Source organism: Pseudomonas sp., from assembly GCF_051660785.1.
Lineage (GTDB): Bacteria > Pseudomonadota > Gammaproteobacteria > Pseudomonadales > Pseudomonadaceae > Aquipseudomonas.
Map to the genome: position 1 here is coordinate 16,969 of NZ_JBOFQE010000100.1, position 20,170 is coordinate 37,138.

Sequence of the window (20,170 nt, forward strand, 5' to 3'; positions counted from 1 at the left end):
TTCCGATGGACACTCCGAAACCGCAACAGAAGTCCGCGCATTTGCTGGACGACCTTGAGTCGATCCGCCAACTGCTCGGCGATGACAACCTGCAACCGCCGCTGCTGACCGACACGGTCAATGACGGTGACCAGGAACAGATTCCGATGCTGTTCGATTCTGTCAGCGGCGAACCGCAGACCGCCGAACCGACACCGCCCGCCCCTGCTGCGCAACCGGCACCTGCGACCAGCAAAGGTCCTGATGCATTGCTGCACTTGGACAGTGAACTACGCGCTGCTGCGATGCTGATCATGCAAGACGTGATCGACGACTTCGCCCCGCACATTGAAACCGAGATCAAGCGCCGGCTGGATGCGCGGATGGAGCGGTTGCTTAGCCAGTACGAATAACACTGAGTCGAGCGGGCTTCTGTGGCGAGGGGATTTATCCCCGTTCGGCTGCGCAGCAGTCGTCAACCCTGTAAATGCGCATCGCGAATTACAATGCTGGGGGGCCGCTTCGCAGCCCAACGGGGCGGTGCGACGTTTCGCTAAATCCCCTCGCCACAGGTCATTCCACATTTGACCTGCGCGCCGTCCGCCCCTGCTCGCCCTCCGCCCCATGCCCCGCTATACTCGTCGGCTTTTCCTGAATTAATGCCAATAGGGTCCCGCCGCGCATGGATAAGACCTACCAGCCGCACGCCATTGAAACTTCCTGGTACAACACCTGGGAGTCTGAGAATTACTTCGCCCCGCAAGGCGCGGGCGAGTCCTACACCATCATGATCCCGCCGCCGAACGTCACCGGCAGCCTGCACATGGGTCACGGCTTCAACAACGCGATCATGGACGCCCTGATCCGTTTCCGTCGCATGCAGGGTCGTAACACCCTGTGGCAGCCGGGTACCGACCACGCCGGTATCGCCACGCAAATGCTGGTGGAACGCCAGCTCGAAGCCCAAGGCCAAAATCGTCACGACCTGGGCCGCGAAAAATTCCTCGAGAAAGTCTGGGAATGGAAAGATCAGTCCGGCGGCAACATCAGCCGTCAGATCCGCCGCCTCGGCTCGTCCGTGGACTGGGGCCGCGAGCGCTTCACCATGGACGACGGCCTCTCGGAAGCGGTTAAGGAAGCGTTCGTTCGTTTGCACGAAGACGGTCTGATCTACCGCGGCAAGCGTCTGGTCAACTGGGACACCAAGTTGCACACGGCGATTTCCGACCTCGAAGTGGAAAACCACGACGAGAAAGGTTTCCTGTGGAACCTGAAGTACCCGCTGGCCGACGGCGTCAAGACCGCTGAAGGTAACGATTTCCTGATCGTCGCGACCACTCGCCCGGAAACCATGCTCGGCGACGCCGCCGTCGCCGTAAACCCGAACGATGAACGCTACAAAGCCCTGATCGGCAAATTTGTCGAGCTGCCGCTGGTCGGCCGCCGCATCCCGATCATCGCCGACGATTACTGCGATCCAGAATTCGGCACCGGCTGCGTGAAAATCACCCCGGCCCACGATTTCAACGACTACGAAGTCGGCAAGCGCCACAACCTGCCGCTGTTGAACATCTTCGACAAGAACGCCGCCGTATTGCCGGCCTGTCAGGTGTTCAACCTCGACGGCACGCTGAACGAAAGCATCGACGGCAAGATCCCGGCCGAATACGTTGGCCTCGATCGCTTCGAAGCACGCAAGCAGATCGTTGCAGCATTCGATTCCGCAGGCCTGCTGGTCAGCGTCAACGATCACGCGCTGAAAGTGCCGAAAGGCGACCGTTCCGGCACGATCATCGAGCCATGGTTGACCGACCAGTGGTACGTGTCCACCAAGCCTTTGGCCGAGCCTGCGATTGCCGCCGTTGAAGACGGTCGTATCCAGTTCGTGCCGAAACAGTACGAAAACATGTACTTCTCGTGGATGCGCGACATCCAGGATTGGTGCATCAGCCGCCAGCTGTGGTGGGGCCACCGGATTCCGGCCTGGTACGACGAGTCGGGCAAAGTCTACGTCGGTCGCGACGAAGCCGAAGTGCGTGCCAAGCACAACCTTGGCCCGGACGTTGCGCTGCAACAGGACAACGACGTGCTCGACACCTGGTTCAGTTCGGGTCTGTGGACGTTCTCCACCCTTGGCTGGCCTGAGCAGACCGAATTCCTGAAGAAATTCCACTCCACCGACGTGCTGGTCACCGGTTTCGACATCATTTTCTTCTGGGTCGCCCGGATGATCATGCTCACCATGCATTTGGTGAAGAACGAAGACGGCACGCCGCAGGTTCCGTTCAAGACCGTTTACGTTCACGGCCTGGTGCGTGATGGCCAGGGCCAGAAGATGTCCAAGTCCAAGGGCAACGTCCTGGACCCGCTGGACATCATCGACGGTATCGAGCTCGAAGACCTGGTGCAGAAACGCACCTCGGGCATGATGCAGCCGAAACTGGCGAAGAAGATCGAGAAGCAGACCCGCGACGAGTTCGCTGAAGGCATCGCCAGCTACGGCACCGACGCCCTGCGCTTCACCTTCTGCTCGCTGGCGTCCACCGGTCGCGACATCAAGTTCGACATGGGCCGCGTCGAAGGCTATCGCAACTTCTGCAACAAGATCTGGAACGCTGCGCGTTATGTTCTGGACAAGGGCGAAGACTGCGGCCAGAACGGCGAAGCTTACGAGCTGTCGCTGGCGGATCGCTGGATCATCTCGCAGCTGCAACGCACCGAAGCCGAAGTGACCCGTCAACTCGACCAGTTCCGCTTCGACCTTGCGGCACAAGCCTTGTACGAGTTCATCTGGAACCAGTATTGCGACTGGTACCTGGAACTGTCCAAGCCTGTGCTGTGGGACGAAAACGCCCCGGTCGAGCGTCAGCGCGGCACCCGCCGCACGCTGGTTCGTGTGCTGGAAGTCGCGTTGCGTCTGGCGCATCCATTCATGCCGTTCATCACCGAAGAAATCTGGCAGCGCATCGCGCCGCTGGCCGGTATCGAAGGCAAGACGATCATGCTGCAGCCTTGGCCAGTGGCCAATGAAGAACGCATCGATCCGGCGGCCGAGAACGATATCGAGTGGCTCAAGGAACTGATGCTCGGCACGCGTAATATTCGTGGCGAAATGAACATCGGCCCGGGCAAGCCGCTGCCGATCTATCTGAAAAACGTCAGCGCCGAAGATCAGCGTCGTCTCACCGAGAACGAAGCCCTGTTGAAGAAACTGGCTCGCCTCGAATCCATCACCGTTCTGGCTGCCGGCGAAGAAGCACCGCTGTCTGCCACCGCACTGGTCGGCGAGATGGAAGTGCTGGTGCCGATGGCAGGCCTGATCGACAAGGACGCCGAACTGGCGCGCCTGGACAAGGAAATCCTGCGTTTGCAGGGTGAAGTTCAGCGCGTAGGTGGCAAGTTGTCCAACGCCGGCTTCGTCGACAAGGCCCCGGCCGAAGTCATCGAGAAGGAACGCGCCAAACTGGCCGAAGCTGAGCAGGCTCTGGGCAAGTTGGCGGAGCAGCATGCGCGGATTGCCAGCCTGTAACGGCAAATCGCAATGAAAGAGGGAGGCCCGAAACGGCCTCCCTTTTTTGTGCCCGCCACTTTTCTTAATCCACCAAAAACCCCCGTGGGAGCGAGCCTGCTCGCGATGACGGTGCATCAGTCAACATCTGCGTTAACTGACACGCAGCCATCGCGAGCAGGCTCGCTCCCACAAGGGGAACTGCAGTGTTTGTCACAATTGGGTTCGTAGCGGCTGGATGTGGGACAATACCCGCCACTTTCAGCCATACCCGAATCGACAACGCCCATGAACGCCCCCCGCACACCAAGACCTGCGCGCAAGAAGCCTGACTCCGCGACCCCGGCCAAAACCGTTGAGCCGCGTGAAAAGGCCAGCCTGCACCCGCGCAATCGCCACCAGGGTCGCTACGACTTCCCGGCGCTGATCAAAACTACGCCGGAACTGGCGAAGTTCGTGATCATCAACCCGTACGGCAAGGAAAGCATCGATTTCGCCAGTCCGGACGCGGTGCGTGTGTTCAACCGGGCGCTGCTCAAGTCGTTCTATGGAATTGCTCACTGGGACATTCCGGCCGATTACCTCTGCCCGCCGGTTCCGGGGCGCGCGGACTACGTGCATTTCCTGGCCGACCTGCTGGCCAGCGTCAACGACGGAGAGATCCCACGTGGTGCGCCAGTCAAAGTGCTCGACATCGGCATGGGCGCCAACTGCGTCTATCCGCTGATCGGCTACAGCGACTACCGCTGGCACTTCCTCGGCTCGGAAATCGATCCGACAGCCGTGGCTGCGGCCAAAGCCATCGTGCAGTCCAACGGGCTGAACAAGGCCATCCAGTTGCGCCAGCAAAGCAATCCCAAGCACATTCTGCTGGGCCTGCTCGAACCCGGCGAACGTTTTGACCTGACCATGTGCAACCCGCCGTTCCATGCTTCGATGGATGAGGCGACCAAGGGCAGCGAGCGTAAATGGCGCGCCCTGGGCCGTGCAGACCCGAAGCGCAAACTGCCGGTGTTGAACTTCGGCGGGCAGTCGGCCGAACTGTGGTGTGAAGGTGGTGAAGCCCGGTTTGTGACGCAGTTGATCGCCGAGAGTGCGCATTTCCAGCACAAAGTGCTGTGGTTCAGCACGCTGGTGTCGAAGGCCTCAAACCTGCCTGCCATTCAGACGGCGCTGAAAAAAGCCGGCGTGCTGGAAAGCCAAGTGGTGGAAATGTCCCAAGGGCAGAAGCAAAGCCGCTTCGTCGCATGGACCTTCCAGACCAAATCCGAGCAGCAAGTCTGGCGCGAGCGCTGGGCCCGCAAAAGCTGAGTAAAGGCTATTCCTGAGCGGTGTAGATCCATTGTGGGAGCGAGCCTGCTCGCGATGGCGGTGTATCAGTCGATTCTATTGGCGACTGACACACCGCCATCGCGAGCAAGCTCGCTCCCACATTCATTTAAGGTGTTTGCGGGTCAATCGCTGAATCGCAGACACAAAAAAGCCGTGCCCGGATTGCTCCGGAGCACGGCTTTTTTTATGCGTCTTACTTGTTAACAGCGTCGGTCAGGCCTTTGGCCACAACCAGCTTGATAACTTTCTTGGCAGCGATTTCGATGGCAGCGCCAGTCGAAGGGTTGCGGCCGGTACGGGCTGGACGCTCAGTCACTTTCAGTTTGCCGATACCTGGCAGAGTGATTTCGCCGCCGTTTTCCAGCTGATCGGCAACGATTTGGCCCAGTTGGTCCAGAGCGTTACGCGCGGTGGTTTTTGGCGCGTCGATAGCTTCAGCGATGTCGGCGATCAGTTGGTCTTTAGTAAGAGCCATGTAGTGTTCCTTCCCTATCAAATTCATATGGATTGCAGAGTGCAGTGTCAGCCATCGAGCCCGATCTTCTGGATCTGGCACCCTCGGCCAATAACCACGGGATCGGGGTTATAGATACCGAAATCAGGGTTTGGTTCGACCTGACAAATGCTGAATGCACGCTTAACGCAGTGACTTCGCGTAAGACGGGGCAAAACTAGCACAGAGACGGGGAAATATCCGCCTCTAGCTGCCCTTTTGGTCAGCTTTATTGCTCTAAATCGGGAAAAAACTGCATAAGGGCGGTCGCACGGCTGGGAATTGCCCTTCGAGCCGCGCCAAAACCAGTGGTTGCGGTACACTTGGCACTTTTTTGGGGAGCATGACCTCCTCTCTTCAATCAGCCGAGAAGCCCATGCCGATCCGTCATTGCATCGTCCACCTGATCGACAAAAAACCCGACGGCACGCCTGCAGTTCTCCATGCCCGCGACTCGGAACTCGCCGAGTCGAGCGCCATCGAGAACATGCTTGCCGACCTCAACGAGAGCTACAACGCCAAACAAGGCAAGGCCTGGGGTTTCTTCCATGCCGAGTCCGGGGCGCATCCGTTCAGCGGCTGGCTGAAGGAATACCTCGAGGGCGGCAAGGATTTCACAGCGTTCAGCCGGGTGGCGGTGGAACACCTGCAAAAGCTGATGGAGGAATCGAACCTCTCTGTGGGCGGCCACGTGCTGTTCGCGCATTACCAGCAGGGCATGACCGATTACCTGGCGATCGCGCTGCTGCACCACAGTGAAGGCGTTGCAGTGACCGATCAGCTGGACGTGACGCCGTCCCGCCACCTGGATTTGGGCCAGTTGCACCTGGCCGCGCGGATCAACGTGTCCGAGTGGCAGAACAACAAACAGTCAAAGCAATACATTTCGTTCATCAAAGGCAAGAACGGGAAAAAGGTGTCGGAGTATTTCCGCGACTTCATCGGTTGTCAGGAAGGCGTCGACGGCCCGGGCGAAACCCGCACCCTGCTCAAGGCCTTCAGTGATTTCGTTGAAAGCGAAGATTTGCCGGAAGAGTCCGCCCGCGAGAAAACCAAAACCTTGGTGGATTACGCCAGCAGCCAAGCCAAGCTCGGCGAGCCGATGGGCCTTGAAGAGCTCTCGGAATTGATCGACGAAGAGCGTCCGAAAGCCTTCTACGATCACATCCGCAACAAGGATTACGGCCTGTCCCCGGAAATTCCGGCGGATAAACGCACCTTGAACCAGTTCCGTCGCTTCACCGGCCGGGCCGAAGGCCTGTCGATCAGCTTTGAAGCGCACCTGCTGGGCTCGAAGATCGAATATGACGAAGAAGCTGGCACGCTGATTATCAAGGGCCTGCCGACTCAGCTGACTGACCAGCTCAAGCGGCGCAACTGATGCTCGGCAACATACTGAAGAAATGCCTGCTGATCCTGCTGGTGGTCGTCGTTTATCAGAACTGGGGCAAGATCGAGCGGGTGTTCAACCCTTCGCAAGTGGTGTCGGAGCAGACACAGGCCAAGGCCAACGTCGTGCTCTATGCGACTGAGTGGTGTGGCTACTGCAAGCTGACGCGGCGCTTTCTCGATCAGAAAGGCATTCCCTACCAGGAATTCGATATCGAGAAAGACGCCGAGGCGCGCAAGGCCTATGAGGCGTTGGGTGGTGGCGGGATTCCGATCATCGATGTCAACGGGACGTTGATTCGCGGGTATGACCCGGATGCAATACTCGCAGCCCTGAAGTAACCCATTGGCTCACCCGATCCCTGTGGCGAGGGAGCTTGCTCCCGCTTGAGTGCGCAGCACTCACAAAACATGCATTCATTACGAAAAATTTGGGTTTGCTACGCAGCCCAACGGGAGCAAGCTCCCTCGCCACATGTTCAAGCCAGCCCAATCATTCGTGAAGCTGGCTACTGCGCTTCGATGCGGAAACCGAAGCGTGGAAAGTGCACATGCACCACGCCGCCCCGCTCGTCTTGTCGGCGTAGAATCAACTCTTCGCGACCCGCAAACAGCAACTCACCCGCCACCGGGTCAACGCCGTAATCCGTCGCCGCAATGACCACCTGCTGACCCGCCTCAAAACCATTTGGCTCATCAAGCTGCTCATCCGGCAACGCGGCCGGTGTCGCATCGCGCGCAACCTCCAGCGCTTCTTCGGACGACATCTCGCTGAACGCGCCATGCCCGAACCCCATCACACGACCGTACCACGCCGACACTGCCGGATAAGCATCCACCAACGGTGCGGTCACGGGAGTCGCCTTGAGGAACCACAACGGGTGGGCCAGGGCAAAGTCGGCAATCGATGGCTCGCCGAACAGGAAGTCGCCCTGCTCGCGCTGAAGCTGCTGCTCCAGACGCGACATGATCGTTGGCCATTGATGCCTGGCTTGCTCGGCGGACAGCTTTGTGGCGCTCCCCCCGCTGAACAGTCCGGCGCGATCAGCCAGAAACGCCTTGATCGCTTCCGGCGGCAAATTGCCAAAACGCACCGCTATCGATTCCGGTTGAAACACCAGGCTCACGGCATGCTGGAACACCACCGAATCGGCCCACGCAGCGAAGGTCGCGGCGATCAATTCCTGGCCTTCCGGGAAGAACGCTGGCAAGGCTTTTTCCTGTTCCAGACGGCGGGCAATCAGCGAGGTGTCGCAATAAATATCCGCGCCGATCTGCAACACCGGCGTCCTGCGGTAGCCACCGGTCAGGGCGGTCAAATCAGGTTTTGGCATGATCGGCGCGATTTTCACCGAGCGCCAGGACAGCCCCTTGAAGCCCAGCAGCAAGCGGGCCTTTTCAGCGAAAGGGGACGTCGGGTAATGATGAAGGATCAACTCGGACATGCTCGGCTCCGCCGCACGGATAATGAATCCGCAGCTTAGCGCGCAATCCGGGGGCAGCCTACAGATCTGCCTGATGGGAACTTATCAGTCAGGTTGATAAGCCCGCAGCAGCACTGGCGACCAGGCATTCCTTGGCGCTTTTCCTGAGTTTTTTGATCAGGCGTTCCTGACGTAGTGCTTCGCTTTTGTCGCGGCACACTTCGGTGTAGACCAACGCCACGGCCGGACTGGAGAGGAAGAATCTTGCGCCTTTGCCACTTTGATGGGTGGCGAAGCGGCGGACGGGATCGTCGCTGATCCCGCAGTAGAGCGAACCATTGGCCGCGCGAACGAGGTAGACGAACCAGGGTTTGCTGACCGGCGCCAATTCGGCGGCAATGACGGGAGATTCGCTCGGGGTGTTCACGTGACGATCAAGGCTTGAAAGGAAACAAGCCGCGATCTTATCAGCGACTGGCCTGGAATGCCTTCAACCCCTTCAGTGCCTGAGCGCGAACGGCATTTCTCACCGCTGGCGACCAGCCGAGCAGCAACCCTTTGAAACCCAGCGCCTGGCGCGACCAGGCCCACATATCGAAGCTGTCATGGTGCTCGCAAATCTTGCCGTCACGAAACACGAACTGCGCCTGTATATCGTTGACCACCGTGTTGCCGGTCTGGCTGAACAAGTAGGTCGCGACCCAATGCGCGCCGCCCGTGCGCTCCTCGGCACGAACGTTGTCGAACGTCAGGGAAAAGTCTTTCGCCCGAGTCGTGAGCATGCGCCACATGTCGCCGGCATCGCGCCCGTGCAATTCGCCAAATGCCGGATCGCTGAACAGCACGTCGTCGGTATAGCAGGCGCTCATGGCCTCGGCGTCCAGCCGCTGGAAGGCTTGGTAGAACCGGGTGATCACTTCGCGGTTGGCTTCACTCATGGGCAGGCTCCGAACGTTTGAAAGATTGCCTGCACGATAGTCAACAAATGCGCGGAACACTATCGGCATTCGTGGGCCGAATACCGAGAGTGTCAGGGGTCAGACCTTTTCGCTTTCGACCTGAACGTACAGCGAACGTCCGGCACCAAGGCCGGCAATGATCGCGCCGAGGCCGATCACGCCGAAGATCCAGCCCAGCGCCGTCCAGCCGCCGGTCCAGTCATGCACGATACCCACCGCAAATGGCCCCATCGACGCCAGGGTATATCCGAAGCCTTGAGCCATGCTCGACAGGTTGGCCGCGACATGGGAATCGCGCGAGCGGAGCACGATCAGGGTCAACGCCAGACTGAACGTACCGCCCTGCCCCAGACCGAGCAGGATCGCCCAGCCCCACAAGCCTTCAATCGGTGCATACAGGCAACCGAACAGACCGCCGAGGGTCAGCAGCATCACGACGACAATCGCCAGCCGCTGATCCTTGCCCCGTGTTGCCAGCCAGGGTGCAGCCAGCGAACTGGCCAACTGAACGATCACCGAACCGGACAGCACCAGCCCCGCCTGGGTCGGTGTCAGGCCACGGCCGATCAGGATCGACGGCAACCAGCCAAAGACGATGTACGCCAAGGACGATTGCAGGCCCATGTAGAGCGTTACTTGCCAGGCCAGCGGATCACGCAACAGGCCGCGAACCCGATACGCGACATTATGTGCGCCGTGTTTCTGCCCGACTTGCGGCAACCAGAAAATCGCCGCGACCAGCGCCGGCACCACCCAGAAACCGAGGCCCAGAGCCCAGCTTTTGTCGAAGTGTTCGCTCAACGGCACCGTCGCCCCTGCGGCCATCGCCGCGCCCAGACACAGGGCCATGGTGTAGACACCGGTCATGGTTCCGGCCTGTTTCGGGAAATCGCGCTTGACGATTCCCGGCAACAAAACACCGATCACACCGATGCTCGCACCGGCCAGCACACTGCCGGCAAACAGGCCGATCTCACCGAACGAACTGCGCAGGATAATCCCGCCGGCCAGCATCAGCAGGATGCCCAACACCACCCGTTCGGCGCCAAAACGTCGCGCCAGCAAGGGCGCCAGCGGCGCGAACAAACCGAGGCACAGCACCGGCAACGTCGTCAGCAAACCGGCTTGGGCCGCCGACAAGCCGAGGGTCTTCGAGACTTCGCTGAGCATCGGCGCCATGCTCGACAGCGCCGGACGCAGGTTCAGCGCCACCAGAATCAAACCCAGCAGCAACAGCCACGGACGACGCAGGATCGGGTGACTTTGCTGGACCGCTTCGTCATCGGCCTCGGCGTCGATCAGCAGCTCTTCGAGTTCTGCTGTGCGCTTGGGTTGAGTGATGTTGTGGCTGGACATGGCTTTCTCGGTTTCAAGGTTCATTGATCAACTGCCTCGACAGGGCTTTGGCCCGTTCCGGGTCGCGTTGTTCGACGGCATCAAGCAGTTCGATATGCAGGTCGAACACCTCTTGGCGTCGCGGGGTGATGTTCAGTGACTGGCGCAATTGCGCGCCGACGATGCTGGAGAAATAGCGATACAACTCGCTAAGGGTCGGATTGTGCGCGGCATCCACCAGACGGCGGTGGAACACCAGATCGCAGGCAATGTAGCTGTCGAGATCGCCGTGGTAGTGACTGCCGCTGACGCCCAGCGCTTCGCGTAATGCCACCAGGTCATCGTCCGTCCTGCGCAGGGCGGCGAGGCCGATGGCTTCGACTTCCAGGATGTGCCGGGTCTCGCGGGCCTGTTCGTGGGAGCAGCGGGACAATGCCTTCATGGTGTCGAGCGGATCGATCACCGCCCGCAAGTAACTGCCGTCGCCCTGACGGATCTCGATCAGCCCGGAAAACGCCAACACGCGCATGGCTTCGCGCACGGTGTTGCGGCTGATGCCCAGTTCGGCGGAGAGCTCGGGTTCGGTGGGCAAGCGTTGGCCGACCTGCCATGCGCCGTTGTTTATGCGCTGGCGCAGTTGATCCAGGGCCTGATCGACCAGGGAACGCTTAACGAGTGGAGAAATGTCTGACATGGAATGCGCCCTTTCATCCAATCATAGGATGAATTTTCTGACATGTTAGTCAGGTACGCGTAGGACGGCAACCGCCTACGGTCATGTAGAGGAAATGGAACGGTATTTTCGATTAGTCAAAATTACCCTTTAAGGGTAATTTCAGGGATAGGGTAAGCGCTTTCTTATGGAAAAGAACACACCCCATTACGACTTGGCGGTGATCAAAGCGGATATCAGAAGACTTGGAGGTAAAGCATTCACCAGCACCGCTAAAACCTGCGGCATGGCTCTTGGATTAACCCTCGCGGAGATGCAGGAGGTCGTTTTCGAGCTTCAGGGAAAGATGCTGTACAAGTCGATGACCACCTATGACGATCATCGCGTCTGGCAAGACGTGTACCACACCAAATCAAGCGGTCTGGAGATTTATATCAAGGTGACGTATCGCCCCGGCGGTGGTCCACCCGTAATCTCCTTCAAGGAGAAATCACAATGAAAACCCGGCAGTGTTTCAGCTGTGGAGCTCAGGAAGGAATGCGACATTTCGAGGGTCGCGGCGAAACCATGAGCGTCAAAGGAATGGAGCGCCGCGTAGATGATTTATCTGGCTGGGAATGCCAGATGTGTGGCGAGGTCGAGTTAGACGACAGTTGTTCATCGCGTCATTCAGACGCGGGCGACGAACTGGTTATCGCAGCAAGACAGATGATCGGCGACGAGATGAAGCGAATCCGTCGCAAACTGCATCTGACGCAAAAAGAATCCGTGCAAATTCTGTCCGGTGGCGGGCACAACGCGTTTTCCCGTTATGAGCGTGGCGAAGTACTTCCTCCGAAAACATTGGTGCTGCTGATGCGCCTGCTTGACCGCTATCCGCATTTGCTCGCTGATGTGAAATCACTGGGTGAAGGGGCGGATTTGAGGGGATTCAAGCATACAGAGCACAAAGAGCACGAATTCCTCACTGTTTTCTGAGCGCAAAAAACAAACCCGGCGTGAGGCCGGGTTTGCTTTATCAGTCATCCTGGTATCAATGCAGAATCTGGCTCAGGAACATCTTCGTCCGATCATTCTGCGGGTTATCGAAGAAGTCGTTCGGCGCAGCCTGTTCAACGATTTCACCCTTGTCCATGAAGATCACGCGATTGGCCACGGTGCGGGCGAAGCCCATTTCGTGAGTCACGCAGAGCATGGTCATGCCGTCCTCGGCCAGGCCGATCATGGTGTCCAGAACCTCTTTCACCATTTCCGGGTCGAGTGCCGAGGTCGGTTCGTCGAACAACATGATTTTCGGTTTCATGCACAGCGCGCGGGCGATCGCCACACGCTGTTGCTGACCGCCGGACAGTTGCCCCGGGAATTTATGCGCCTGCTCCGGAATGCGGACGCGTTCCAGGTAATGCATGGCGATTTCTTCGGCCTGACGCTTGGGCATCTTGCGCACCCACATCGGCGCCAGCGTGCAGTTCTGCAGGATGGTCAAATGCGGGAACAGGTTGAAGTGCTGGAACACCATGCCGACTTCACGGCGGACCGATTCGATCTGCTTGAGGTCGTTGGTCAGTTCCACGCCATCGACCACGATGCGGCCCTGCTGGTGTTCTTCCAGGCGGTTGAGGCAACGAATGGTGGTGGATTTGCCGGAACCCGACGGGCCGCACAGGACGATTCGCTCGCCCTGTTTGACATTCAGGTTGATGTCTTTCAGCACGTGAAACTGGCCGTACCACTTGTTCACGCCCTGCATCTGGATAATGCCTTCAGGGCTCACAGGCTTTTTGATTGCTTCGCTCATTACAGAACTTCCTAAATTAGGTAGCGACTTAGCGCTTGTGGCCAGTGTCGAGCTTGCGTTCCAGATGCATGGAATAGCGCGACATACCAAAACAGAAAATCCAGAACACCAGGGCGGCGAACACGTAGCCTTCAGTGGCCATGCCCAGCCATTTCGGGTCGGCGGCGGCTTGCTTGACGCTGTTGAGCAGGTCGAACAGGCCGATGATGATCACCAGGCTGGTGTCCTTGAACAGCGCAATGAAGGTGTTGACGATGCCGGGGATCACCAGCTTCAGGGCTTGCGGCAGAATCACCAGACCCATGCTGCGCCAGTAACCGAGGCCCATCGCGGCGGCCGCTTCGTACTGACCTTTAGGGATCGCTTGCAGACCGCCACGCACCACTTCGGCGACGTAGGCCGACTGGAACAGGATCACGCCAATCAGCGCCCGCAGCAGCTTGTCGAAGTTCATGCCTTCAGGCAGGAACAACGGCAGCATTACCGAGGACATGAACAGCACCGTGATCAACGGCACGCCGCGCCAGAACTCGATGAAGGTCACGCAGACCACTCGAATCGCCGGCATGTTCGAACGACGGCCCAGCGCCAGCACGATACCCAGCGGCAATGCACCGGCAATACCGACGGTGGCGATCACCAGGGTCAGCATCAGGCCGCCCCATTGGCTGGTCGCCACCTGGGTCAGGCCGAAAACGCCGCCATGCAACAGGCACCAGGCAATGATCGGGTACAGCACCAGGAAGCTCAGGCCATACACCGCTTTACGGTGAAAGCGCGAGATGAACAACGGTGCCACGCCGATGACCGCCAGCCACACGGTCAGGTCTACGCGCCAGCGCAGTTCCGGCGGGTAGTAGCCGTACATGAACTGGCCAAAACGCTGTTGGATGAACACCCAGCAGGCGCCCTCCTTGGTGCAGTCGGCGCGCGTGGTGCCGACCCAGTTGGCGTCCAGGATCGCCCACTGCAGGATTGGCGGGACCACCAGGTAAATCAGATAAAACGCGAACAGGGTCAGCAGGGTGTTAAGCCAGCTGGAGAACATGTTCGCGCGCATCCATGCGATCACACCGATGCTGCTGCTCGGTGGAGGCATGTCAGGTTTGAATGTATGAGTACTCATGCGCTTTTCCTTACCGCTCGATCAGCGCAATGCGCTTGTTGTACCAGTTCATCAGCAGGGAAATGCTGATACTGATCGCCAGGTACACGCTCATGGTGATCGCAATCACCTCGATCGCCTGCCCGGTCTGGTTCAGCACCGTACCGGCAAACAACGACACCATTTCCGGATAACCGATACCGGCCGCCAGCGAGGAGTTCTTCGCCAGGTTCAGGTATTGGCTGGTCAGCGGTGGAATGATCACGCGCAGGGCTTGCGGGATGATCACCTTGCGCAGGGTCGGACCGTTGCGCAGGCCCAACGAGTGCGCCGCTTCGGTCTGGCCGTGGCTGACCGACTTGATGCCCGAACGCACGATCTCGGCGATAAACGCCGCGGTGTACACGGTCAGGGCCAGGGTCAGCGCCAGCAGTTCCGGGATCAGCACCCAGCCACCAACGAAGTTGAAGCCTTGCAGCTTCGGCATTTCCCAGTGCACAGGCGCGCCGAAGATCAACGCGCACAGCGCCGGGATCACAAGGAACAGCGCCAGGCCGACCCAAAATTTATGGAACGGCACGCCGGTCGCTTCGAAACGTTTGGTGGCCCAGCGGCTCATCAGCACGATGGCGACGATGGCCACGACGATGCTGACGACAAACGGCCAGAAACCCTCGGCCGTCAACGCGGCCGGCATGTTCAGGCCGCGGCTGCTGACGAAGAAGGTGTCGCCGAAGTTATGACTGTTGCGGGGGCCCGGCATGGTCAGGAACACCGCGAAGTACCAGAACAGGATCTGCAGCAGCGGCGGAATGTTACGGAAGACCTCCACATAAACTGTCGCCAGCTTGGCAATGATCCAGTTCTTCGACAGCCGTGACACGCCGACGATGAACCCGAGGATGGTCGCCAGGATTACGCCGATGAACGTCACCAGCAGCGTGTTGAGCAAGCCGATGACAAACACCCGGGCATAGCTGTCCGATTCGGTGTAGTCGATCAGGTGTTGAGCGATGCCGAAACCGGCACTGCGCTCCAGAAAGCTGAAACCGGAGGTAATGCCCCGGTGTTGAAGGTTGGTCTGTGTGTTGTCGAACAGATACCAGCCCATCGAGACCACCGCCACAATGGTGATGATCTGAAATAGCCACGCACGCACTTTGGGATCGCTGAGGCTGAGCCTCTGCTTTGGTGCGCCGATTGAATTTTGCATGAAGTGCCCCGGATGTAATGGAACAGAACATCACCCGGCGGTTGGCCCACCGGGTGATAGAACCATCAGCGCACTGGTGGTGCGTATTGAATGCCGCCGTTGTTCCACAGAGCGTTCAGCCCGCGGTCGATTTCCAGCGGAGTGCTCTTGCCGAGGTTTTTCTCGAACACTTCGCCGTAGTTGCCGACCTGCTTGACGATTTGTACGACCCAGTCTTTCTTCACTTTCAGGTCTTTGCCGTATTCACCGTCGGTGCCCAGCAGACGAGCAACGTCCGGGTTCTTGGTGCCTTTGGCTTCAGCTTCGACGTTTTTCGAAGTGATACCGGCTTCTTCAGCGTTGAGCATGGCGTAGCCAGTCCAGCGCACGATGGCCAGCCATTCGTCGTCGCCGTTACGCACGACAGGGCCCAGTGGTTCTTTGGAAATGGTTTCCGGCAGAACCACGTAGTCTTTCGGCGAGGCCAGCTTGCTGCGCTGGGCGAACAGCTGGGACTTGTCGGAAGTCAGCACGTCGCAACGACCGGATTCCAGCGACTTGGCGCTTTCATCGGAGGTGTCGAAAGTGATCGGGGTGTACTTCAGGTTGTTACCACGGAAGTAGTCGGAAACGTTCAGCTCGGTGGTGGTACCGGCCTGGATGCAGATGGTTGCACCGTCCAGTTCCTTGGCACTTTTAACGCCCAGCTTGTTGTTTACCAGGAAGCCGATGCCGTCGTAGTAAGTGATGAAGCCAGGAAATTTCAGACCCATGCCCGAATCACGGGAACTGGTCATGGTGGTGTTGCGCGACAGGATGTCGATTTCGCCCGACTGCAGCGCGGTGAAGCGCTCCTTGGCGTTCAACTGACTGAACTTGACCTTGGTCGCGTCGCCGAAGACGGCAGCGGCCACAGCACGGCAGTAGTCAGCATCGATACCCACGATCTTGCCAGTGGAATCCGGAACCGAAAAACCAGGCAGGCCATCGCTGACGCCGCACTGTACGAAACCTTTCTTCTGCACTGCATCCAGGGTTGCACCCGCCTGAGCGAACCCGCTGACACCGAGTACTGCGGCTGCAGACACGATAGCCAGGGTGGATTTCAACATCTTCATTCAAACCTCCAGTTTTGCTCTTGTTGTGTCGGAGCTTGAGTCCTGTCGCACCCTTATGAGGCGTAGTCGACCCGTGTTGGCTTTTTTTAGGGTCAACCGACGTAGGACCTGCGCTATGAGTCTAGTAGGAGAAAATCCAAATCATGGACCACTCACTTCTCACCAATCGGCCGAACGGGCTGTAGCCCTTTCACGTTCGCGAAGCCCGTAGCGGCCACTGGCGAACATCCATCACCGGATTCTTTTGCTATCCCACCAACCACAATGGCCTGATAGTGTTACCGACAGGCGTGGGATTTTCAGTACAGGCTTTCCCATAGCAAAGCCCGTACCAGACCGCTCGCCGAAGCCGTTCGGCGACAGGTCAATAGCAAAACTTGTACCCTTGCGACATCTTCTTAACGGATCAACCAGACGCGCACTCACCTCTCGCACTTAATGAGAGCGCATGCACAAAATTGGAGCAGTCATGACCGAGCCCCTTATTCTTGAGCCCGTAAAGGCCGCAGACGCCTGCGTTATATGGCTTCATGGCCTGGGTGCCGACCGCTACGATTTCCTGCCGGTGGCCGAAGCCTTGCAGGAAACCCTTCTGACCACCCGCTTCGTCCTCCCCCAGGCACCGACCCGCGCTGTCACCATCAACGGCGGTTACGAGATGCCGAGCTGGTACGACATATTGGCCATGAGCCCGGCGCGCGCAATCAGTCGTGAGCAGCTGGAAGCATCGGCGCAACGAGTGTTTGATTTGATCGAAGAACAGAAAGCAGGCGGAATAGACGCCTCGCGAATTTTCCTGGCAGGGTTTTCCCAGGGGGGCGCCGTCGTCTTGCACACCGCTTTCCTGAAATGGCAGGGGCCGCTGGGTGGCGTACTTGCCCTCTCTACTTATGCACCGACGTTCAACGATAAACTGGAGCTTTCCGCAAGTCAGCAGCGCATTCCCGTGCTGTCTTTGCACGGCCAGTACGATGACGTCGTTCAAAACTCGATGGGGCGCACCGCTTACGAGTTTTTAAAGCAGCATGGTGTCACCGTGACATGGCAGGAATACCCAATGGGCCACGAAGTGTTACCCGAGGAAATTCGCGACATCGGCGTCTGGCTGGCCGAGCGTTTACGCTAAAAGCGACCCATTGATCCATCCCACTACGCCGCGCCCGATTCTTGCATTACACTGGCCGGCGTATATTCCTTAACCAATCGATGAGATGACCGTGCTCAAAGCACTCAAGAAAATGTTCGGTAAAAGCGAGACTGAGCAGCTCGCGCCAGTTCCCAGCGCTCCGTCTCACATCCCCAGCCACCGCACCGACGGTAATCAGCCTGGCCGGACCGCAACCGTAGCGGCACCGAAACACGAGCCTGTGACCACACCGGCCGCCCAACCTGCCGAGATTGTTGCCGCCGAGCAACCGAGCAGCGAAACGCCGAAACCTGCAAAACCGCGTCGCGAACCGAAACCGAAAGCGCCGGTCATTCCCTGGAAACTCGAAGACTTCGCCGTCGAACCCCAGGAAGGCAAAACCCGTTTCCACGATTTCAAACTTGCTCCGGAACTGATGCACGCCATCCAGGACCTGGGCTTCCCGTATTGCACGCCGATCCAGGCGCAGGTGCTGGGCTTCACCCTCGCGGGCAAAGACGCCATCGGTCGTGCCCAGACCGGCACCGGCAAAACCGCTGCGTTTCTGATCTCGATCATCACGCAACTGCTGGAAACCCCGCCCCCCAAGGAACGCTACATGGGTGAACCGCGGGCGCTGATCATCGCGCCGACCCGTGAACTGGTGGTGCAGATCGCCAAGGACGCCGCGGACCTGACCAAGTACACCGGCCTCAACGTCATGACGTTTGTCGGCGGCATGGACTTCGACAAGCAGCTCAAGCACCTCGAAGCCCGTCACTGCGACATTCTCGTGGCTACCCCGGGCCGCCTGCTCGACTTCAACCAGCGCGGCGACGTGCATCTGGACATGGTCGAAGTCATGGTACTGGACGAAGCCGACCGGATGCTCGACATGGGTTTCATCCCGCAGGTGCGTCAGATCATTCGCCAGACGCCGCCGAAGAACGAGCGTCAGACGCTGCTGTTCTCCGCGACCTTCACCGAAGACGTGATGAACCTCGCCAAGCAATGGACCACCGATCCGTCGATCGTCGAGATCGAGTCGCAGAACGTGGCCAGCGAAAACGTCGAGCAGCACATCTACGCCGTTGCCGGTGCTGACAAATACAAACTGCTCTACAACCTGGTCAACGACAACGGTTGGGAGCGGGTGATGGTCTTCGCCAACCGCAAGGATGAAGTGCGGCGCATCGAAGAGCGTCTGGTGCGTGACGGCGTCAACGCCGCGCAGCTGTCCGGCGATGTGCCGCAGCACAAGCGCATCAAGACTCTGGAAGGTTTCCGCGAAGGCAAGATTCGCGTGCTGGTCGCCACCGATGTGGCCGGTCGCGGTATCCACATCGACGGCATCAGCCACGTGATCAACTTCACCTTGCCGGAAGTCCCGGACGATTACGTGCACCGCATCGGTCGTACCGGTCGCGCTGGCGCGGATGGCGTGTCCATCAGCTTTGCCGGTGAAGATGACTCCTACCAGCTACCGTCTATCGAGGCGTTGCTGGGTCGGAAAATCAGCTGCGAAACGCCACCGACGCATCTATTGCGGGCGGTTGAGCGCAAGCGCCCGTAACCCGAGCCTTACTGAAAAATGGCGCAGCCGGCAACGGACTGCGCTTTTTTTTCGTCTCGATATTGCTAGGCATTACTAAAAGTCCATAATAGACAAATTAGTTTACTTCCAGCACCCGGAGCCGACCATGTCCAGCACGCCTTATGTGATCACCCAACCCCAGGCTCGGGAACTGCTGGCGCAGATCGACGTGCCACAGATCCTGCGCAAGCTGTTCCGCGACCTGGCGGCCGGGCAAGCAGTGCAACCGGCGCAACAGTTGGTGGAATTCCCCCACGGCGCTGGCGATTTCATCAACTACCTGGGCGTGCTGGCCGAGGACGGCGTGTATGGGGTCAAGACCTCGCCTTACATCGTGCGTGAGCAAGGTCCCCTGGTGACCGCCTGGACATTGTTGATGTCGATGCAGACCGGTCAGCCTTTGCTGCTTTGCGATGCAGGGGAACTGACCACTGCACGCACCGCTGCGACTACCGCCGTCGCCGTCGATGCCCTCGCCCCGTTGAAGGCGCAGCGTCTGGCGATTATCGGCAGCGGCAAAGTGGCTCAGGCGCATCTGCATTACATTAAAAATCTGCGTGACTGGCAGAGCATCAGCCTCTACTCGCCGAGCCTGGGTGATAAAAATCCTGAAACGCTGGCTCATCTCAAAAGCCTCGATCCACGCCTGACCATCGCCGACAGCCGCGAAGTGGCGATTCAGGACGCCGACGTGATCATGCTCTGCACGTCGTCCGCCAGACCGGTGATCGATCCATCCAGCTTGAGCAAACCGGCGCTGATCACATCCATCAGCACCAACGCCCCACGTGCCCATGAAGTCCCGCCGCAAAGCCTCAATGACATGCAGGTGTTCTGTGACTATCGTCACACCACTCCGGGGTCGGCGGGTGAAATGCTGATCGCGGGCGAACAGCATGGCTGGGACAATCGCGCGATCGTTGGCGACCTGCCCGATCTGCTCAGCGAAAAAGTCCAGCGCCCCGGTTATGACCGCCACGTGTTCTTCCGCTCGATCGGCCTCGGCCTGGAAGACATCGCACTGGCCAATGCCATCTACCGGCTACAGCACTAACACCTAAATCCCTGTGGGAGCCGGCTTGCTGGCGATGGCATCACCGCGGTTTATCTGACAGACCGCGGCGCCTGCATCGCCAGCAAGCCGG

At 59.0% G+C, this 20,170-nt stretch carries 20 protein-coding genes; 10 read left to right on the forward strand and 10 right to left on the reverse strand.

The annotated features are described in order from the left end of the window. Positions 1–5 precede the first annotated feature (5 nt). From ACRC4F_RS28580 to rlmF, 3 genes are all read left to right on the forward strand, one after another. Positions 6–392: a DNA polymerase III subunit chi gene (locus ACRC4F_RS28580; protein ID WP_438662351.1), complete on the forward strand. Its 387-nt coding sequence runs from the start codon at positions 6–8 to the stop codon at positions 390–392. 269 nt (positions 393–661) lie between these two features. Continuing rightward, the gene (locus ACRC4F_RS28585) at positions 662–3,508 is read left to right on the forward strand and encodes a valine--tRNA ligase (RefSeq protein WP_438662352.1); all 2,847 of its coding nucleotides are present in this window, start codon (positions 662–664) and stop codon (positions 3,506–3,508) included. Between the two features lie 267 nt (positions 3,509–3,775). Next, positions 3,776–4,798, forward strand: a complete 1,023-nt coding sequence (gene rlmF / locus ACRC4F_RS28590; protein ID WP_145317394.1) for a 23S rRNA (adenine(1618)-N(6))-methyltransferase RlmF — start codon at positions 3,776–3,778, stop codon at positions 4,796–4,798. Positions 4,799–5,012: 214 nt separating this feature from the next. On the opposite strand, the gene ACRC4F_RS28595 is transcribed toward rlmF, so the two are convergent. Then, a complete protein-coding gene (locus ACRC4F_RS28595) occupies positions 5,013–5,294 on the reverse strand; it encodes an HU family DNA-binding protein (protein ID WP_007905514.1) in 282 nt (93 codons plus the stop codon). Between the two features lie 394 nt (positions 5,295–5,688). Between ACRC4F_RS28595 and yejK the strand changes: the two genes are divergently transcribed. Next, entirely contained in the window at positions 5,689–6,693 is a 1,005-nt protein-coding gene (gene yejK, locus ACRC4F_RS28600; protein WP_010463075.1) for a nucleoid-associated protein YejK, read from the forward strand. Continuing rightward, positions 6,693–7,043, forward strand: a complete 351-nt coding sequence (locus ACRC4F_RS28605) for a glutaredoxin family protein (RefSeq protein WP_438662353.1) — start codon at positions 6,693–6,695, stop codon at positions 7,041–7,043. Before yejK ends, ACRC4F_RS28605 begins: the two co-directional genes overlap by 1 nt. A 167-nt stretch (positions 7,044–7,210) precedes the next feature. On the opposite strand, the gene ACRC4F_RS28610 is transcribed toward ACRC4F_RS28605, so the two are convergent. The 5 genes from ACRC4F_RS28610 to ACRC4F_RS28630 form a co-directional block, all read right to left on the reverse strand. Further along, a complete protein-coding gene (locus ACRC4F_RS28610; RefSeq protein WP_438662354.1) occupies positions 7,211–8,146 on the reverse strand; it encodes a glutathione S-transferase family protein in 936 nt (311 codons plus the stop codon). Between the two features lie 88 nt (positions 8,147–8,234). Then, on the reverse strand, positions 8,235–8,552 hold the full coding sequence (locus tag ACRC4F_RS28615) for a GIY-YIG nuclease family protein (RefSeq protein WP_438662355.1): 318 nt from the start codon (positions 8,550–8,552) through the stop codon (positions 8,235–8,237). A gap of 40 nt (positions 8,553–8,592) precedes the next feature. After that, a complete protein-coding gene (locus ACRC4F_RS28620) occupies positions 8,593–9,063 on the reverse strand; it encodes a nuclear transport factor 2 family protein (protein WP_438662356.1) in 471 nt (156 codons plus the stop codon). A 99-nt stretch (positions 9,064–9,162) separates the two neighbouring features. Next, positions 9,163–10,464 carry a CynX/NimT family MFS transporter gene (locus ACRC4F_RS28625; RefSeq protein WP_438662357.1) on the reverse strand — a complete coding sequence of 434 codons (1,302 nt, stop codon included), beginning with the start codon at positions 10,462–10,464 and terminating at the stop codon, positions 9,163–9,165. Further along, entirely contained in the window at positions 10,454–11,113 is a 660-nt protein-coding gene (locus ACRC4F_RS28630) for a FadR/GntR family transcriptional regulator (RefSeq protein ID WP_438662358.1), read from the reverse strand. The genes ACRC4F_RS28625 and ACRC4F_RS28630 overlap by 11 nt, the downstream gene beginning before the upstream one ends. 166 nt (positions 11,114–11,279) lie before the next feature. Between ACRC4F_RS28630 and ACRC4F_RS28635 the strand changes: the two genes are divergently transcribed. Together ACRC4F_RS28635 and ACRC4F_RS28640 are read left to right on the forward strand one after the other, a co-directional pair. After that, complete coding sequence (locus tag ACRC4F_RS28635) at positions 11,280–11,591, forward strand: type II toxin-antitoxin system MqsR family toxin (RefSeq protein ID WP_438662359.1); 312 nt, start codon at positions 11,280–11,282, stop codon at positions 11,589–11,591. Beyond that, positions 11,588–12,070, forward strand: a complete 483-nt coding sequence (locus ACRC4F_RS28640; RefSeq protein WP_438662360.1) for a type II toxin-antitoxin system MqsA family antitoxin — start codon at positions 11,588–11,590, stop codon at positions 12,068–12,070. The genes ACRC4F_RS28635 and ACRC4F_RS28640 overlap by 4 nt, the downstream gene beginning before the upstream one ends. Positions 12,071–12,125: 55 nt before the next feature. Here the strand turns inward: ACRC4F_RS28640 and ACRC4F_RS28645 are convergent, their stop codons facing one another. The 4 genes from ACRC4F_RS28645 to ACRC4F_RS28660 form a co-directional block, all read right to left on the reverse strand. Next, positions 12,126–12,890, reverse strand: coding sequence for an amino acid ABC transporter ATP-binding protein (locus ACRC4F_RS28645; protein ID WP_310263701.1), 765 nt, complete (start codon positions 12,888–12,890; stop codon positions 12,126–12,128). Between the two features lie 28 nt (positions 12,891–12,918). Further along, a complete protein-coding gene (locus ACRC4F_RS28650; protein ID WP_438662361.1) occupies positions 12,919–14,016 on the reverse strand; it encodes an amino acid ABC transporter permease in 1,098 nt (365 codons plus the stop codon). 10 nt (positions 14,017–14,026) lie between these two features. Then, positions 14,027–15,208 carry an amino acid ABC transporter permease gene (locus ACRC4F_RS28655; RefSeq protein ID WP_438662362.1) on the reverse strand — a complete coding sequence of 394 codons (1,182 nt, stop codon included), beginning with the start codon at positions 15,206–15,208 and terminating at the stop codon, positions 14,027–14,029. A 65-nt stretch (positions 15,209–15,273) separates the two neighbouring features. After that, positions 15,274–16,305: an amino acid ABC transporter substrate-binding protein gene (locus tag ACRC4F_RS28660; RefSeq protein ID WP_438662363.1), complete on the reverse strand. Its 1,032-nt coding sequence runs from the start codon at positions 16,303–16,305 to the stop codon at positions 15,274–15,276. 469 nt (positions 16,306–16,774) lie between these two features. On the opposite strand from ACRC4F_RS28660, the gene ACRC4F_RS28665 reads away from it, so the two are divergent. From ACRC4F_RS28665 to ACRC4F_RS28675, 3 genes are all read left to right on the forward strand, one after another. Beyond that, a complete protein-coding gene (locus ACRC4F_RS28665; RefSeq protein ID WP_438662364.1) occupies positions 16,775–17,431 on the forward strand; it encodes an alpha/beta hydrolase in 657 nt (218 codons plus the stop codon). Between the two features lie 85 nt (positions 17,432–17,516). Beyond that, positions 17,517–19,004, forward strand: a complete 1,488-nt coding sequence (gene rhlB, locus ACRC4F_RS28670; protein ID WP_438662365.1) for an ATP-dependent RNA helicase RhlB — start codon at positions 17,517–17,519, stop codon at positions 19,002–19,004. A 127-nt stretch (positions 19,005–19,131) separates the two neighbouring features. Continuing rightward, positions 19,132–20,079, forward strand: a complete 948-nt coding sequence (locus ACRC4F_RS28675) for an ornithine cyclodeaminase family protein (RefSeq protein WP_438662366.1) — start codon at positions 19,132–19,134, stop codon at positions 20,077–20,079. Positions 20,080–20,170: the final 91 nt, after the last annotated feature.

Excerpts from the sequence above, each read along its gene's own strand:
- ACRC4F_RS28580 (WP_438662351.1), top strand. The coding sequence starts at position 6 with ATGGACACTCCGAAACCGCAACAGAAGTCCGCGCATTTGCTGGACGAC.
- ACRC4F_RS28585 (WP_438662352.1), top strand. The coding sequence starts at position 662 with ATGGATAAGACCTACCAGCCGCACGCCATTGAAACTTCCTGGTACAAC.
- rlmF (WP_145317394.1), top strand. The coding sequence starts at position 3,776 with ATGAACGCCCCCCGCACACCAAGACCTGCGCGCAAGAAGCCTGACTCC.
- ACRC4F_RS28595 (WP_007905514.1), bottom strand. The coding sequence starts at position 5,294 with ATGGCTCTTACTAAAGACCAACTGATCGCCGACATCGCTGAAGCTATC.
- yejK (WP_010463075.1), top strand. The coding sequence starts at position 5,689 with ATGCCGATCCGTCATTGCATCGTCCACCTGATCGACAAAAAACCCGAC.
- ACRC4F_RS28605 (WP_438662353.1), top strand. The coding sequence starts at position 6,693 with ATGCTCGGCAACATACTGAAGAAATGCCTGCTGATCCTGCTGGTGGTC.
- ACRC4F_RS28610 (WP_438662354.1), bottom strand. The coding sequence starts at position 8,146 with ATGTCCGAGTTGATCCTTCATCATTACCCGACGTCCCCTTTCGCTGAA.
- ACRC4F_RS28620 (WP_438662356.1), bottom strand. The coding sequence starts at position 9,063 with ATGAGTGAAGCCAACCGCGAAGTGATCACCCGGTTCTACCAAGCCTTC.
- ACRC4F_RS28625 (WP_438662357.1), bottom strand. The coding sequence starts at position 10,464 with ATGAACCTTGAAACCGAGAAAGCCATGTCCAGCCACAACATCACTCAA.
- ACRC4F_RS28630 (WP_438662358.1), bottom strand. The coding sequence starts at position 11,113 with ATGTCAGACATTTCTCCACTCGTTAAGCGTTCCCTGGTCGATCAGGCC.
- ACRC4F_RS28635 (WP_438662359.1), top strand. The coding sequence starts at position 11,280 with ATGGAAAAGAACACACCCCATTACGACTTGGCGGTGATCAAAGCGGAT.
- ACRC4F_RS28640 (WP_438662360.1), top strand. The coding sequence starts at position 11,588 with ATGAAAACCCGGCAGTGTTTCAGCTGTGGAGCTCAGGAAGGAATGCGA.
- ACRC4F_RS28645 (WP_310263701.1), bottom strand. The coding sequence starts at position 12,890 with ATGAGCGAAGCAATCAAAAAGCCTGTGAGCCCTGAAGGCATTATCCAG.
- ACRC4F_RS28650 (WP_438662361.1), bottom strand. The coding sequence starts at position 14,016 with ATGAGTACTCATACATTCAAACCTGACATGCCTCCACCGAGCAGCAGC.
- ACRC4F_RS28655 (WP_438662362.1), bottom strand. The coding sequence starts at position 15,208 with ATGCAAAATTCAATCGGCGCACCAAAGCAGAGGCTCAGCCTCAGCGAT.
- ACRC4F_RS28660 (WP_438662363.1), bottom strand. The coding sequence starts at position 16,305 with ATGAAGATGTTGAAATCCACCCTGGCTATCGTGTCTGCAGCCGCAGTA.
- ACRC4F_RS28665 (WP_438662364.1), top strand. The coding sequence starts at position 16,775 with ATGACCGAGCCCCTTATTCTTGAGCCCGTAAAGGCCGCAGACGCCTGC.
- rhlB (WP_438662365.1), top strand. The coding sequence starts at position 17,517 with ATGACCGTGCTCAAAGCACTCAAGAAAATGTTCGGTAAAAGCGAGACT.
- ACRC4F_RS28675 (WP_438662366.1), top strand. The coding sequence starts at position 19,132 with ATGTCCAGCACGCCTTATGTGATCACCCAACCCCAGGCTCGGGAACTG.